The following is a 14,195-nucleotide window of genomic DNA, read 5'->3' as shown; positions in this document are numbered from 1 at the left end:
TGATAAGCGCAGCGCCATCAGGCATCCCGGCCTCACCCTGATTATCGTTTTCCGCTGTGTAGCCAGAACGGTTCCAAAGCAATCGCCTCGTTGCGGAAGTGTTCAATTTCAATGTATTGGTTGGCCGCAATGGCGTGACGTAAACCCTGCCAGGTGGCGATCCATTCCGATGCGACCTTTTCGTCGTAGTATCCCGCCAGCATCAGCATGCTATCAATATTGCGCGTCAGGCGCGGAAGTTGATCGGCGTACTGATCGCCCAGCGGCTGAGCAAAAGCTGTTTTCAGTTCAGCGGCATGGCGCGAGAGATGGGTATCTGAGAAACGCTTAAAGGAGTCGGCTATTTTACCCTGCGCCTTCGCATCAAGGAACGGCTGCCACCCTTTGGTCACCAGCCATTCGGTCAACGCCAGCTTGGCCATCGCCGTTTGCGTGCTGTAAACCGCGGAAACGGCAGAAACGTCAGACGTAATGATCGCTTCCGACTGGGTCAGCAAATCACGTAAGTGAGCACTCGCTTTTCGCGGCACATTACCGCCAAACAGCATCAGAATGTGACGCACCAGGCCCATCGCAGCCAGCACCTCGGCTTTCGCCCCTTTGACGCCGCGCACCCACAGCTCTTCATGGTACTGCCACTGTGATAATGCCAGCTCCAGCGCCGCTTCCAGCCCTTGCTCAATACTCGCTTTTGCCGGAACCTTCAAAATGCGCGTCGGTTTGAGTTCACGCGGTGCATTCCCCTGAGCCAGATGATAGCCGCGCGCCGCTTTACTCAGGCTGCCCTGGCGTAAACCGGTTTGCGATACCAGTTGGTTTGCCAGCTTCAATACCGCACGGGTATCGCCGCTTAACAGCTCCAGTTCAAGCTCACAGATAGGTTCAGCCAACTCGCCCGCTTTCACTTCCCCAAGATCGAGGGCCATTTCAATGCGGCTACCGTCGATATCAAGGTGCCATTTCTCACGGTAAAAATCGGTGCTGAAGAGCGGCTGTACCTGAGAGGCAAGTTCAGCGGGCAGTTCGCCATCAGGCCAGACTTCCGTTGGGAACAGGGAGAGATCCAACTCTGGCGCGTTCAGCGCAACGTTAAACTCCGGCCGCTGATGCAGGCCGCCCGTCACTCGTCCGGCAATTTTCATGGTCATTTCGTAATGACCGTTCTCACCGCGAATACGCAGCCCCATATCGTGACCACGCAGCCACGCATCGGGCGTTTCGTAGTAGATATTCAGCAACTGGCTGGGCGCATGATGCTCTCCCCCCAGCGTATTCAGACGTTCACGTAGCGCATCTACAGCGTCACTATTGACGATAAATTTTAATTCGATTTCCTGGGCCATGGTCTTGTACTTATGGGTTATGTCACAGTTGAGAAAACTGACTGCGAACTAAGCTCGTTCTTTATGGTCAGTAGATAGTATTTTGCGCCAAATTGCCATGCAACGAGCAATTTGACGGGCGTAAAAGTTTCGAGTTGTGGCAAAAAGGACACAGATGATTCCGATTGATGTCGAATGCTTTGCGTAGAGACACTGATGCCACTACTATCGTTCCACTTTCTATGACAATAACGACAGCCTGATGCCAAAATTACGCCTGATTGGATTAACTTTACTCGCACTTAGCGCCACTGCAGTCTCTCATGCCGAAGAAAAGCGCTATGTTTCTGACGAACTGAACACCTGGGTCCGCAGCGGTCCGGGAGATAATTATCGCCTCGTGGGTACGGTTAACGCCGGCGAGGAAGTCACGCTATTACAGACCGATGCCAACACCAACTACGCCCAGGTGAAAGACAGCACCGGACGTACCGCCTGGATCCCACTGAAAGAGCTGAACAGTACGCCGAGCCTGCGTACCCGCGTTCCCGATCTGGAAAACCAGGTCAAGACCTTGACCGATAAGCTCAATAATATCGACACCACGTGGAATCAGCGCACCGCCGATATGCAGCAAAAAGTGTCGCAAAGCGACAGCGTAATCGACGGGCTGAAACAAGAAAACCAGAAGCTGAGGAACGAGCTTATCGTGGCGCAAAAGAAGGTCAGCGCAGCCAACCTTCAGCTTGATGACAAACAGCGCACCATCATCATGCAGTGGTTTATGTACGGCGGCGGCGTGCTGGGTCTTGGTTTGCTGCTCGGCCTGGTTCTGCCACACATGATCCCCAGCCGTAAACGCAAAGATCGCTGGATGAACTGAATCGCCTTCTCCGCCACACTGACATATGATTAAGGGATCATAATTTCAAAAGGAAAGTGGCGTGAAGATTTATCTGGTCGGTGGTGCTGTTCGGGATGCGTTATTAGGGCTACCGATTAAAGATAAAGATTGGGTTGTTGTCGGCGCCACGCCGCAAGAGATGCTCGACGCGGGCTACCAGCAGGTAGGCCGCGATTTTCCCGTGTTTCTGCATCCGCAAACCCGGGAAGAGTATGCGCTGGCGCGTACCGAACGCAAATCAGGCTCGGGGTATACCGGATTCACCTGTTACGCCGCGCCGGATGTGACGCTGGAGGCTGATCTTCAGCGTCGCGATCTGACCATCAACGCAATGGCCCGCGATGACGACGGCGAGATTATCGATCCGTATAACGGACGCGACGATCTGGAAAACCGTCTGCTACGCCATGTGTCCCCCGCCTTTAGCGAAGATCCATTGCGCGTGCTGCGCGTGGCGCGCTTTGCTGCCCGCTATGCGCACCTCGGTTTTCGTATCGCTGAAGAAACCATGACGCTGATGCGCGATATGAACGCCGCAGGGGAACTGGAACACCTGACGCCAGAGCGGGTGTGGAAAGAAACTGAAGGTGCTTTAACCACCCGTAACCCACAAGTATTTTTTCAGGTCCTGCGCGACTGCGGCGCACTGCACGTCCTGTTTCCGGAAGTAGATGCCCTGTTTGGCGTTCCCGCGCCCGCGCAATGGCATCCGGAAATTGATACAGGTATTCACACGCTGATGACGCTGTCGATGGCGGCCATGTTAAGTCCGGAGGTCGACGTGCGTTTCGCCACGCTGTGCCACGATCTTGGCAAGGCATTGACGCCAAAAGCGCTGTGGCCACGCCACCACGGTCACGGTCCGGCTGGCGTGAAGCTGGTCGAGCAACTGTGCCAACGCCTGCGCGTGCCGAATGACATCCGTGATTTAGCCAAACTGGTAGCCGAGTTCCACGACCTCATTCATACCTTCCCGATCCTGCAGCCGAAAACCATCGTTAAGCTGTTTGATTCCATCGATGCCTGGCGCAAACCGCAGCGCGTGGAGCAAATCGCTCTGACCAGCGAGGCCGACGTGCGTGGGCGAACCGGTTTTGAAGCGGCGGATTATCCGCAAGGCAGGCTGTTGCGTGAAGCCTGGCAGGTTGCGCAGGCGGTACCAACGAAAGACGTCGTTGAGGCGGGATTCAAAGGTCAGGCTATTCGCGAGGAACTGACCCGGCGTCGGATCGCGGCGGTGGCCGACTGGAAAGAACAACGTTGCCCGAAAGCGTAGACAGTGCATTGCCGGATAAGCGTTAACGCCGCTATCCGGCAAGCTAGTAAAATCAGAAGAACACGACGTAAACGGTAGCCGCCACAATAAAGCGGTAAATCGCAAACGGAATAAACGAGATGCGCTTAATCAGCTGTAGGAAGGTTTTGATCGCCACCAACGCCACGATAAACGCCGTCACGAAACCAACTGCAAACATCGGAATATCTGATGCGCTGAGGAACGTCCAGCTTTTGTAGAGATCCAGCGCCGTTGCGCCCATCATCATCGGCACGGCCAGCAGGAAGGAGAATTCGGAGGCCGCGTAACGGCTTACTCCCATCAGCATACCGCCAGAAATCGTCGCCCCGGAGCGAGAAAAACCCGGCCACAGCGCCAGACACTGGAAACAGCCAATCATAAACGCCTGGCGATAGGTCATATCATCCAGACCCGGCGCACGCGGCTCTTTCGGCTTCAGGCATTCTGCGGCAATCAGCAGCACGCCCCCTACCACCAGCGCATACATCACGTTGATCGGGTTAAACAGCGATTTGATGATGTCGTGGAAAATCAGTCCCAGTACGACGGCAGGAACCATCCCCAACAGGATATGGCCCAGCGTCAGCCGACCTTTGCCAGTGCCTTCATGTGGGACCTTACCGAAGTGAATGCCAATCAGGCCAAACAGGCGTCGCCAGAACATCACCACGACCGCCAGGATAGAGCCCAACTGGATAACCACTTCAAATGTTTTTGCGGTGTCACCCTCAAAACCCAGCAAGTGGCCAACAATAATCATATGGCCGGTACTGGAAACGGGTAAAAACTCCGTCAATCCTTCGACCACACCCAAAATTGCCGCCACCAGCAGCGAGTGCATATCACTCATTAATGAACCTCTAGATAGATAAACCACGGCGAAAACGAGCCGACATAAAGACCCTTTTATACCCGTTTGGTTTAGATATTATTATTTTAATTATTTTCTTTCAGATTATTGCCACGCTCAATGATAACCCCGACGTTCGCCGCACGGGCTACCGCGCCAGGTTTACTGAGTTTGATCCGCACCCATGGAGAATTAAAACGGCTAAGCAGCAGATCCGCCACTTCTTCCGCCACGCGTTCGACCAGCGCAAAGCGCCCGCCTTCCACATGATTAACAACCGTTTGAGCAATATCAGCATAGCTCAGGCAATCAGCCACATCATCGCTTTTAGCCGATTTACGGTTGTCCCACGCCATTTCGATATCGAACACCAACTGTTGTTCGATCGTTTGTTCCCAGTCGTAAACACCAATAGTGGTGATTACAGAAAGTTGCTCTATAAATACAATATCCATCACGACCTGCCTGCTTTTTGGCTAACCCGGATACCACTTCCGGCGAAATATGCGTATTATCCACAGAAGTAGCGTTTTACACGACATTTTCAAAACGGAACAGCTTATGAGTGCAATCGCGCCTGGAATGATTATCTTCGCGTACCTCTGTGGCTCAATTTCCAGTGCTATTCTGGTATGCCGCCTTGCTGGATTACCGGACCCGCGTGACAGCGGATCTGGGAATCCGGGCGCGACAAACGTATTGCGCATCGGTGGCAAAGGAGCCGCCGTCGCGGTGCTGATTTTCGACGTCCTGAAAGGTATGTTACCCGTCTGGGGTGCCTATGCGCTAGGCATTAGCCCCTTCTGGCTGGGATTGATCGCGATCGCCGCCTGTCTGGGTCACATTTGGCCGGTCTTCTTCGGCTTTAAAGGTGGGAAAGGCGTTGCCACCGCCTTTGGCGCAATTGCGCCGATTGGTTGGGATTTAACCGGCGTGATGGCCGGAACCTGGCTGCTGACCGTCTTATTAAGCGGCTATTCATCACTAGGCGCTATCGTCAGCGCGCTGATCGCCCCCTTTTACGTCTGGTGGTTCAATCCCCAGTTCACTTTCCCGGTGTCCATGCTGTCGTGCTTAATTCTGTTACGCCACCATGACAACATTCAGCGTCTGTGGCGTCGTCAGGAGCCAAAGATCTGGACCAAGCTGAAGAAAAAACGCGAAAGAGACCCAGAGTGATTTTAATGTCGGATAGCGACGCAACAGCGTCTTATCCGGCGTGGGGAATGTGATACCCCTCTACCGGTTTGCCTAATCGGTGCTGGCACCACGTCGCCAGAAACTCCACGCACACCCGAAGCTTCACGCTGCGATACAGCGGCTCCTGATAAACCGCCCAGATATTGGCGCTTTGCGCATAGTCCGGCAGCACGCGCACCAGTTCACCGCTTGCCAGAAACGGCTGCAGGTCCCATTCGGAACGCAGCATAATCCCTTTTCCCTGTAGCGCCCACTGCAACACAATCTCGCCGCTGTTAGAGGAAAGATGTCCCGCCACCTTGACCGACTTTTTCTCCTGGCCGTTATCCAGCTCCCACACCCCGTGGGTCATATCGCGTTCTTTAGTGACCAGGCAATCATGACGACTTAATTCCTGCAGCGTTGTCGGCTCACCGTATTTTTGTAAATACGTCGGCGCTGCACATAATATTCTTCTATTTTTCGTTAACAAATGCGCAATATAATAATCCGGAATCTCGTCATTAATACGAATATCCAAATCGATATTATCCTGTGCCAAATCAATTTGCCGATCATAAAGTTCAAAATGCACCTGTAATTCAGGATAGCTATGCATCAGTTCGGTAATAGCCGGTGCAATATAACTGCGCCCAAAGCCAAAGCTACAGCCGATACGAATCATCCCTGCCGGGCGTGTTTTGAGTTGCGTGACGTCATCGACCAGATGCTGATAGCCCGCAAGAATAGCCTGCGCATGTTCATAACAACGTTGACCACTCTCCGTGAGTGTCACGCCGCGCGCGGAGCGGCTTAGCAGCGTCGTCCCCAGCGTGGACTCAAGGATCTGAATGCGTTTCGTCACAAACGCGGGCGTTTGGCCGAGCGCCGCGGCGGCGGCACTGAAACTGCCGCTATGAACAATTTCAACCAGGACCTGCAGGTCTTTCGCGAGGGGATACGTGTTCAGCATGATCGGTATATCCGTAAAGTTGTTAACCGCAGTGTAATTCCCTCATGCGTATTAAACCCTGCCTTTGCGCAATTTTTATTGCTTATCTGAACATCATTCACGATCTGTTAATTGGATATTCACAGTGGCAAATAATATAAAACCACATTTTTAGTGGTAGTTTGTGGCGGAGAATTTATTTCCAGATAAATAAAAGAACTGGAGTTAACAAGATGAGCAATCAAAATAACCAAAATGCGATAACTACGCTGACAAACATTGTCGCCGATTTTACCGCCATGATTTCTACCCGCATGCCTGACGACGTCGTAGATAAATTAACACAGCTGCGTGAAGGCGAAACTTCGCCGATGGGTAAAATCATCTACCACACCATGTTTGACAACATGCAGAAAGCTATCGACCTGAACCGTCCGGCCTGTCAGGACACCGGCGAGATTATGTTCTTTGTGAAGGTCGGCTCCCGTTTTCCGCTGCTGGGCGAACTGCAAAGCATCCTGAAACAGGCCGTTGAAGACGCCACGGTAAAAGCGCCGCTGCGCCATAACGCGGTCGAGATTTTTGACGAAGTGAATACCGGCAAAAATACCGGTACCGGTGTGCCGTGGGTCACCTGGGACATCATCCCTGATAACGACGACGCGGAAATCGAAGTCTACATGGCAGGCGGCGGTTGTACGCTGCCGGGACGTTCAAAAGTGTTAATGCCTTCTGAAGGCTACGAGGGCGTGGTGAAATTTGTCTTCGAAAATATCTCCACGTTGGCAGTCAACGCTTGCCCGCCGGTGCTGGTGGGCGTAGGTATTGCCACCTCCGTGGAAACCGCCGCCGTCCTTTCTCGTAAAGCGGTGCTACGTCCTATCGGATCACGTCATCCGAATCCAAAAGCGGCCGAACTGGAACTGCGTCTGGAAGAAGGGCTGAACCGTCTGGGCATTGGCCCGCAAGGGTTGACCGGGAATAGCTCGGTGATGGGCGTGCATATCGAATCCGCCGCACGCCATCCGTCGACTATCGGCGTTGCCGTTTCTACCGGCTGCTGGGCACACCGTCGCGGCACGCTGTTGGTTCATGCTGACCTCTCCTTCGAAAACCTGTCTCACACCCGGAGCGCGTTATGAAAAAGATCCTCACAACCCCGATCAAAGCCGAAGATCTGGCCGACATTCGCGTTGGCGATGTCATCTACCTGACCGGTACGCTGGTGACCTGTCGTGACGTGTGTCACCGCCGCCTGATCGAACTGAAGCGCCCGATTCCTTATGACCTGAACGGCAAAGCCATTTTCCACGCGGGGCCCATCGTACGTAAGAACGGTGAAAAATGGGAGATGGTCTCCGTTGGCCCAACCACCAGCATGCGTATGGAAGCGTTTGAGAAAGACTTTATCGAGCAGACGGGCGTCAAACTGGTGGTCGGCAAGGGCGGCATGGGACCGCTAACGGAAGCAGGCTGCAAGCAGTTTAAAGCGCTGCACGTAATCTTCCCGGCAGGCTGTGCGGTCGTGGCGGCAACCCAGGTCGAAGAGATCGAAGAGGTACACTGGACCGAACTTGGCATGCCGGAGTCCCTGTGGGTATGTCGGGTAAAAGAGTTCGGCCCGCTGATCGTTTCCATCGATACCCACGGCAATAACCTGATCGCCGAAAACAAAAAGCTGTTCGCTGAACGTCGCGATCCTATCGTCGATGAAATCTGCGAGCACGTGCACTACATCAAATAACCCTCCCGGAGAGGCGCTGCGCCTCTCCCTTTTCGTAGGGATACAACAATGGCACCTTTAGCTGGTTGGTGGCGATACCTGGCTCCGCTGGTGGTCATCGCCATTATTGCTGTACTGCCCGTCCCCAACGGTCTTGAGAGCCACACCTGGCTCTATTTTGCCGTTTTTACCGGTGTGATTGTGGGGCTTATTCTGGAACCTGTACCGGGCGCGGTGGTAGCGATGATTGGCATTTCGATCATCGCCGTCCTTTCACCGTGGCTGCTGTTCAGCCCGGAGCAACTCGCGCAGGACGGTTTTAAATTTACCGCCAAATCGCTGTCATGGGCGGTATCAGGTTTTTCAAACTCGGTAATCTGGCTTATCTTCGCGGCCTTTATGTTTGGTACCGGCTATGAGAAAACCGGGCTCGGTCGGCGTATCGCGCTGATGCTGGTGAAGAAGATGGGGCACCGGACGCTATTTCTTGGCTATGCGGTGATGTTCTCTGAACTTATCCTCGCTCCCGTCACGCCGTCCAACTCCGCGCGCGGGGCCGGAATAATCTACCCGATTATCCGCAACCTGCCGCCGCTGTATAACTCGCAGCCCAATAGCGCCAGTTCTCGCTCCATTGGCTCGTACATTATGTGGATGGGCATTGTCGCCGACTGCGTCACCAGCGCCATTTTCTTAACGGCGATGGCGCCGAACCTGCTGTTAATAGGCCTGATGAAAGGCGCGTCCCACACGGCGCTGAGCTGGGGCGACTGGTTCTTAGGCATGCTGCCGCTGAGTATTTTACTGGTGCTGATTGTGCCCTGGCTGGCGTACGTGTTGTATCCACCGGTACTGAAATCCGGCGATCAGGTTCCGCGCTGGGCGGATACAGAGCTAAAAGCAATGGGACCGCTCTGCGCACGCGAGAAAAAGATGTTGGTGCTGATGGTCGGCGCACTGGTGCTGTGGATCTTCGGCGGCGATTACATTGACGCCGCGATGGTCGGATACAGCGTAGTGGCGTTGATGCTGGTACTGCGCATCATTAGCTGGGATGACATCGTCAGTAATAAAGCCGCGTGGAACGTCTTTTTCTGGCTGGCCTCGCTGATAACGCTGGCGACCGGGCTCAATAACACCGGTTTTATTACCTGGTTCGGCAAGCTGCTGGCAAACGGGTTGAGCGGTTATTCGCCGATGATGGTGATGGTGGCGCTCATTGTGGTGTTCTATTTGCTGCGCTACTTCTTTGCCAGCGCCACGGCGTATACCTCCGCCCTGGCGCCGATGATGATTGCCGCCGCACTGGCAATGCCGGAAATTCCACTTCCGGTCTTCTGCCTGATGGTCGGCGCAGCCATTGGTCTCGGCAGCATTCTGACCCCGTATGCCACCGGTCCTAGCCCTATCTACTACGGCAGCGGCTATTTGCCTACGGTGGATTACTGGCGACTCGGTGCTATTTTTGGCCTGATTTTCCTTGTGCTGCTGGTGATTACCGGTCTGGTCTGGATGCCCCTCGTTTTACTGTAAAACCCCATTGGGGCGGCATATTGTCGCCCCTTTATCCATAAGCTTCTCATATGATCGATTTCCCGATGCGCTGAGGCATACTTTTTTGTATGCAAACACCCTCATGCTGATAAGGGAAACGCTCTGGACACGGTTGCGCACGAGACACTCACACGGGGCTGGCAGGCCGAACTGGATCTGCATTTCACCCGCACTGGGCACAACACGGTGCTCGCCTCGGCGCGTCATCATGGTCCATTGACGGTTCAGCGTCCGTTTTACCCGGAAGAGGACGTCTGCCACCTCTATTTGCTTCATCCACCCGCGGGGATCGTCGGCGGGGATGAACTACACATTGCCGTAACTCTCAACGAAAACAGCCATGCGTTAATCACCCAGCCCGGCGCGGGAAAGTTTTATCGCAGCGGTGGGCCGCAGGCGTTGCTGCGCCAACATTTCACGCTCGCGCCGCACGCCACGCTGGAGTGGCTCCCCCAGGATACGATCCTCTTTCCTGGCGCCAACGCCACTATCCAGTCCGTCTTTCACATCGCGTCGGAGAGTCGACTGCTGGCCTGGGATCTGCTGTGCCTCGGGCGACCAGTTATGCAGGAGTCCTTCAACCACGGCTCGCTGCAAAACCGTCTGGAAGTGTGGCGAAATGGGCAGCCGCTGCTGATAGAGCGCTTGCAGTTGCAGAAGGGGGAGCTGAGCGGCGTCGCGCACCATCCCTGGGTCGGCACGTTGCTGTGTTATCCGGCCACTGAAAACATGCTGGAAGGCACGCGCGAGCGGCTGACGCCGCTTGGCGATTACGCCGGGGCAACGCTTAACGACTCACTGCTGACGATCCGCTTTCTTGCCGACGACAACCTGATTGTTCAGCGCGTTATGCGTGGCATTTGGCAATTTCTGCGCCCGCTTTTGACACACAAACCACCCGTACTACCGCGAATCTGGCAAACCTAAGAGACCCCGTATGGAACTAACCCCCAGAGAAAAAGACAAGCTGTTGCTGTTTACCGCCGCGCTGGTGGCAGAACGTCGCCTGGCCCGCGGGCTGAAGCTGAACTATCCGGAATCGGTGGCGCTAATTAGCGCTTTCATCATGGAAGGGGCACGCGATGGTCAAACCGTGGCCTCGCTGATGGAAGACGGGCGTCACATCCTGCACCGCGATCAGGTGATGGAAGGCGTACCGGAGATGATCCCTGATATTCAGGTTGAAGCGACGTTTCCGGACGGATCAAAGCTGGTCACCGTCCACAACCCGATCGTTTAAGGAGCGGCAATGATCCCTGGTGAATATCAGATAGCCAAAGGCAATATCGCGCTCAATCAGGGGCGGGAAACCTGTACGATCGTGGTGGAAAACCATGGCGACAGACCCATCCAGGTGGGATCGCACTATCACTTTTCCGAGGTGAACCCGGCGCTGCGCTTTGACAGGCGGGCTGCACGCGGCTTTCGTCTAAACATTCCTGCGGGCACGGCGGTACGTTTTGAGCCGGGACAAAAACGCGAAGTCGAACTGGTGCGCGTCGCTGGCGCACAAAGGATCGTGGGTTTTCGCAGCGAAGTGATGGGCGCACTGGAGGCAAATGATGAGTGAAATTTCACGGCAGGCGTACGCCGACATGTTTGGCCCAACCACCGGCGATAAGGTACGTCTGGCTGATACCGACCTGTGGATTGAGGTGGAAAAAGACTTCACCACCTACGGCGAAGAGGTCAAATTCGGCGGCGGGAAAGTGATCCGCGACGGCATGGGTCAGGGACAAATGCGCGCGCAAGCGTGTGTGGATCTGGTGATAACCAACGCCCTGATCGTCGATCACTGGGGGATCGTGAAAGCGGATATCGGCATCAAGGACGCCAGGATCTTCGCCATCGGCAAAGCGGGTAATCCCGATATTCAGCCCGACGTCACGATCCCGATAGGCGTGGGAACTGAAGTCATCGCCGGGGAAGGCAAGATCGTCACCGCGGGCGGCGTGGATACGCATATTCACTGGATCTGCCCACAGCAGGCACAGGAGGCGCTGGTTTCCGGCGTAACGACGATGATCGGCGGCGGCACCGGCCCGGCAGCAGGAACTAACGCCACCACCTGCACGCCGGGTCCGTGGTACATTGCGCGCATGCTGCAGGCGGCAGACGCCTTGCCGGTTAACATCGGTTTGCTGGGTAAAGGCAACGGCTCAAACCCTGACGCCCTGCGCGAGCAAATCACCGCGGGCGCCATTGGTCTGAAAATCCATGAAGATTGGGGCGCTACGCCAGCCGCCATCAACTGTTCCCTGGAAGTAGCAGAGGAGATGGATATCCAGGTGGCGCTGCACAGCGATACGCTCAATGAGTCCGGTTTCGTTGAAGATACGCTGGCGGCGATTGGCGATCGCACCATTCATACCTTCCACACCGAAGGCGCGGGCGGCGGCCATGCGCCAGATATCATCACCGCCTGCGCGCATCCGAATATTCTGCCCTCCTCCACTAACCCGACGCTGCCCTATACCGTCAACACCATCGACGAGCATCTCGACATGCTGATGGTTTGCCACCACCTCGATCCGGATATCGCCGAAGACGTGGCCTTTGCCGAATCACGCATTCGCCGGGAAACGATCGCTGCCGAAGATGTGCTGCATGACATTGGCGCGTTTTCCCTGACCTCGTCCGATTCACAGGCGATGGGGCGCGTGGGCGAAGTGATCCTGCGCACCTGGCAGGTGGCGCACCGCATGAAGGTTCAGCGTGGTCCGCTGGCGGAAGAAACAGGCGACAACGACAACCAGCGCGTTAAACGCTACGTCGCCAAATACACCATCAACCCGGCGCTAACCCACGGCATCGCCCACGAAGTTGGCTCCGTTGAGCCTGGCAAACTGGCCGATCTGGTGCTGTGGTCCCCAGCCTTTTTTGGCGTAAAACCAGCGACGATCGTAAAGGGCGGGATGATCGCCTGTGCGCCGATGGGCGATATCAACGCCTCGATCCCCACCCCGCAGCCGGTGCATTACCGCATGATGTTCGGCGCACTTGGCGCGGCGCGGCATCGTACTCGGCTGACCTTTATTTCGCAGGCCGCTAACGCGCAAAACATCCCGCAGCAGCTCAATTTGCAAAGCGCCATCGCCGTCGTCAAAGGCTGTCGGACGGTGAAAAAGGCCAACATGATCCACAACGGCCTGCAACCCAATATCACCGTCGATGCTCAGACTTATGAGGTGCGCATTGATGGCGAACTTATCACCAGCGAACCGGCAGACGTTTTGCCGATGGCGCAACGCTATTTCCTGTTTTGAGGAGTGACGATGATCTACCTAACCCAACGCCTTGACCACGCCCACCGCGTCACCGCAAGCGTCACGCTACCCATTGATATTCGAGTAAAAAGCCGTGCCAGAGTGACGCTGAACGACGGTCGCGAAGCCGGGCTAATGCTTCCGCGCGGTTTGCTGTTACGCAGTGGTGATCTGCTGACCACCGAAGATGGCAGCGAGGTGATCGAAGTGATCGCCGCGCCGGAGTCGGTTTCCGTGGTGCGCTGCGCCGATCCTTTCCTGCTCGCCAAAGCCTGTTATCACCTCGGCAATCGCCACGTTCCGCTGCAAATTCTGCCGGATGAGTTGCGCTACCATCACGATCATGTGCTGGACGCCATGTTGCGCCAGTTCAGCCTGGAGGTGACGTTTGCTCAACTACCGTTTGAACCGGAAGCAGGCGCTTATGCCAGTGAATCACACGGGCATCATCACGCCCATGCGCACTGATGCATAACATCCAACAGCTGCGTCTGATGCAACTCGCCAGCAGCGCTCTCCCGGTGGGGTCGTTTACCTGGTCCCAGGGTCTGGAGTGGGCGGTTGAAATCGGCTGGGTGAAAAGCGCCGATGACTTCTCTGACTGGCAAATCCAGCAGATGGAGCAGAACTTCTTTACCGTCGACCTACCGCTACTGGCGAGACTGTATCGCGCCTGCGAGCAGGACGATCTCGCTGCAGCACGCCGCTGGATCGCTTACCTGTTGGCCTGTCGGGAAACCCGCGAACTACGGGATGAAGAACGCAGTCGGGGCGCGGCGTTTACGCGGCTGGTCACCGACTGGGAAGCAGATTGCTCGCGGGAGTGGCGCGCGCTCTTTGTCGACAGCCAACTCTGCGGTATGGCCTGGCTGGGTGTGCGCTGGAAAATCCCCCTGACCGAGCTGGCGTTAAGCCTCGGCTACAGCTGGATTGAGAGCGCAGTGATGGCTGGCGTCAAACTGGTCCCTTTTGGGCAGCAGGCGGCCCAGCGTTTGATCATTGCGTTCTGCAATCGGTATGCGCAAGGTCTGGCACAGGCGCTGGCGTGTCCTGACGCCAGCCTCGGCTCCGCAACCCCGTTGGCGGCCATCGCATCTGCCCGGCATGAAACCCAATATTCCCGATTATTCCGCTCCTGAGGAGAAAAA

16 protein-coding genes are annotated in these 14,195 nt (G+C 55.6%); 12 read left to right on the top strand and 4 right to left on the bottom strand.

Annotation, left to right across the window (positions count from 1 at the left end; translation table 11 throughout):
• Positions 1-41: 41 nt before the first annotated feature.
• Positions 42-1,343: an inorganic triphosphatase gene (locus tag HVZ39_RS03435; protein ID WP_181633228.1), complete on the bottom strand. Its 1,302-nt coding sequence runs from the start codon at positions 1,341-1,343 to the stop codon at positions 42-44.
• A gap of 241 nt (positions 1,344-1,584) precedes the next feature.
• Here HVZ39_RS03435 and HVZ39_RS03430 point away from each other — a divergent pair, with 241 nt between their 5' ends.
• The gene (locus HVZ39_RS03430) at positions 1,585-2,205 is read left to right on the top strand and encodes a TIGR04211 family SH3 domain-containing protein (RefSeq protein ID WP_016154533.1); all 621 of its coding nucleotides are present in this window, start codon (positions 1,585-1,587) and stop codon (positions 2,203-2,205) included.
• A gap of 61 nt (positions 2,206-2,266) precedes the next feature.
• A complete protein-coding gene (locus HVZ39_RS03425) occupies positions 2,267-3,502 on the top strand; it encodes a multifunctional CCA addition/repair protein (protein ID WP_047358654.1) in 1,236 nt (411 codons plus the stop codon).
• 52 nt (positions 3,503-3,554) lie between these two features.
• Here the strand turns inward: HVZ39_RS03425 and bacA are convergent, their stop codons facing one another.
• Together bacA and folB are read right to left on the bottom strand one after the other, a co-directional pair.
• Entirely contained in the window at positions 3,555-4,373 is an 819-nt protein-coding gene (bacA, locus tag HVZ39_RS03420; protein WP_181633227.1) for an undecaprenyl-diphosphate phosphatase, read from the bottom strand.
• Positions 4,374-4,459: 86 nt separating this feature from the next.
• Positions 4,460-4,828, bottom strand: a complete 369-nt coding sequence (gene folB / locus HVZ39_RS03415) for a bifunctional dihydroneopterin aldolase/7,8-dihydroneopterin epimerase (protein WP_003828442.1) — start codon at positions 4,826-4,828, stop codon at positions 4,460-4,462.
• 106 nt (positions 4,829-4,934) lie between these two features.
• On the opposite strand from folB, the gene plsY reads away from it, so the two are divergent.
• Positions 4,935-5,552 carry a glycerol-3-phosphate 1-O-acyltransferase PlsY gene (plsY, locus tag HVZ39_RS03410; RefSeq protein WP_016154536.1) on the top strand — a complete coding sequence of 206 codons (618 nt, stop codon included), beginning with the start codon at positions 4,935-4,937 and terminating at the stop codon, positions 5,550-5,552.
• A gap of 31 nt (positions 5,553-5,583) precedes the next feature.
• Here the strand turns inward: plsY and HVZ39_RS03405 are convergent, their stop codons facing one another.
• Positions 5,584-6,525 carry a LysR family transcriptional regulator gene (locus HVZ39_RS03405; protein ID WP_016154537.1) on the bottom strand — a complete coding sequence of 314 codons (942 nt, stop codon included), beginning with the start codon at positions 6,523-6,525 and terminating at the stop codon, positions 5,584-5,586.
• Positions 6,526-6,737: 212 nt separating this feature from the next.
• Between HVZ39_RS03405 and ttdA the strand changes: the two genes are divergently transcribed.
• The 9 genes from ttdA (at position 6,738) to HVZ39_RS03360 (ending at position 14,186) form a co-directional block, all read left to right on the top strand.
• Entirely contained in the window at positions 6,738-7,646 is a 909-nt protein-coding gene (gene ttdA / locus HVZ39_RS03400) for a L(+)-tartrate dehydratase subunit alpha (protein WP_047358656.1), read from the top strand.
• Positions 7,643-8,248 (top strand): L(+)-tartrate dehydratase subunit beta, encoded by a 606-nt coding sequence (ttdB, locus tag HVZ39_RS03395; protein ID WP_016154539.1) that lies wholly within the window; start codon positions 7,643-7,645, stop codon positions 8,246-8,248. The genes ttdA and ttdB overlap by 4 nt, the downstream gene beginning before the upstream one ends.
• A gap of 48 nt (positions 8,249-8,296) precedes the next feature.
• The gene (locus tag HVZ39_RS03390; RefSeq protein WP_049283285.1) at positions 8,297-9,760 is read left to right on the top strand and encodes an anion permease; all 1,464 of its coding nucleotides are present in this window, start codon (positions 8,297-8,299) and stop codon (positions 9,758-9,760) included.
• Positions 9,761-9,883: 123 nt separating this feature from the next.
• Positions 9,884-10,708, top strand: coding sequence for an urease accessory protein UreD (locus tag HVZ39_RS03385; RefSeq protein ID WP_220137873.1), 825 nt, complete (start codon positions 9,884-9,886; stop codon positions 10,706-10,708).
• Positions 10,709-10,718: 10 nt separating this feature from the next.
• Positions 10,719-11,021: an urease subunit gamma gene (locus HVZ39_RS03380; protein WP_181633225.1), complete on the top strand. Its 303-nt coding sequence runs from the start codon at positions 10,719-10,721 to the stop codon at positions 11,019-11,021.
• Positions 11,022-11,030: 9 nt separating this feature from the next.
• Positions 11,031-11,351, top strand: a complete 321-nt coding sequence (locus HVZ39_RS03375; RefSeq protein WP_016154543.1) for an urease subunit beta — start codon at positions 11,031-11,033, stop codon at positions 11,349-11,351.
• The gene (gene ureC, locus HVZ39_RS03370; protein WP_181633678.1) at positions 11,344-13,047 is read left to right on the top strand and encodes an urease subunit alpha; all 1,704 of its coding nucleotides are present in this window, start codon (positions 11,344-11,346) and stop codon (positions 13,045-13,047) included. The genes HVZ39_RS03375 and ureC overlap by 8 nt, the downstream gene beginning before the upstream one ends.
• A gap of 9 nt (positions 13,048-13,056) precedes the next feature.
• Positions 13,057-13,515 carry an urease accessory protein UreE gene (ureE, locus tag HVZ39_RS03365; protein WP_016157501.1) on the top strand — a complete coding sequence of 153 codons (459 nt, stop codon included), beginning with the start codon at positions 13,057-13,059 and terminating at the stop codon, positions 13,513-13,515.
• Complete coding sequence (locus HVZ39_RS03360; protein ID WP_181633224.1) at positions 13,515-14,186, top strand: urease accessory protein UreF; 672 nt, start codon at positions 13,515-13,517, stop codon at positions 14,184-14,186. Before ureE ends, HVZ39_RS03360 begins: the two co-directional genes overlap by 1 nt.
• Positions 14,187-14,195: the final 9 nt, after the last annotated feature.

This window comes from Citrobacter sp. RHB35-C21, from assembly GCF_013816515.1.
Taxonomy (GTDB): Bacteria; Pseudomonadota; Gammaproteobacteria; order Enterobacterales; family Enterobacteriaceae; genus Citrobacter; species Citrobacter braakii.
This window is presented reverse-complemented; position numbering and strand designations above follow the sequence as displayed.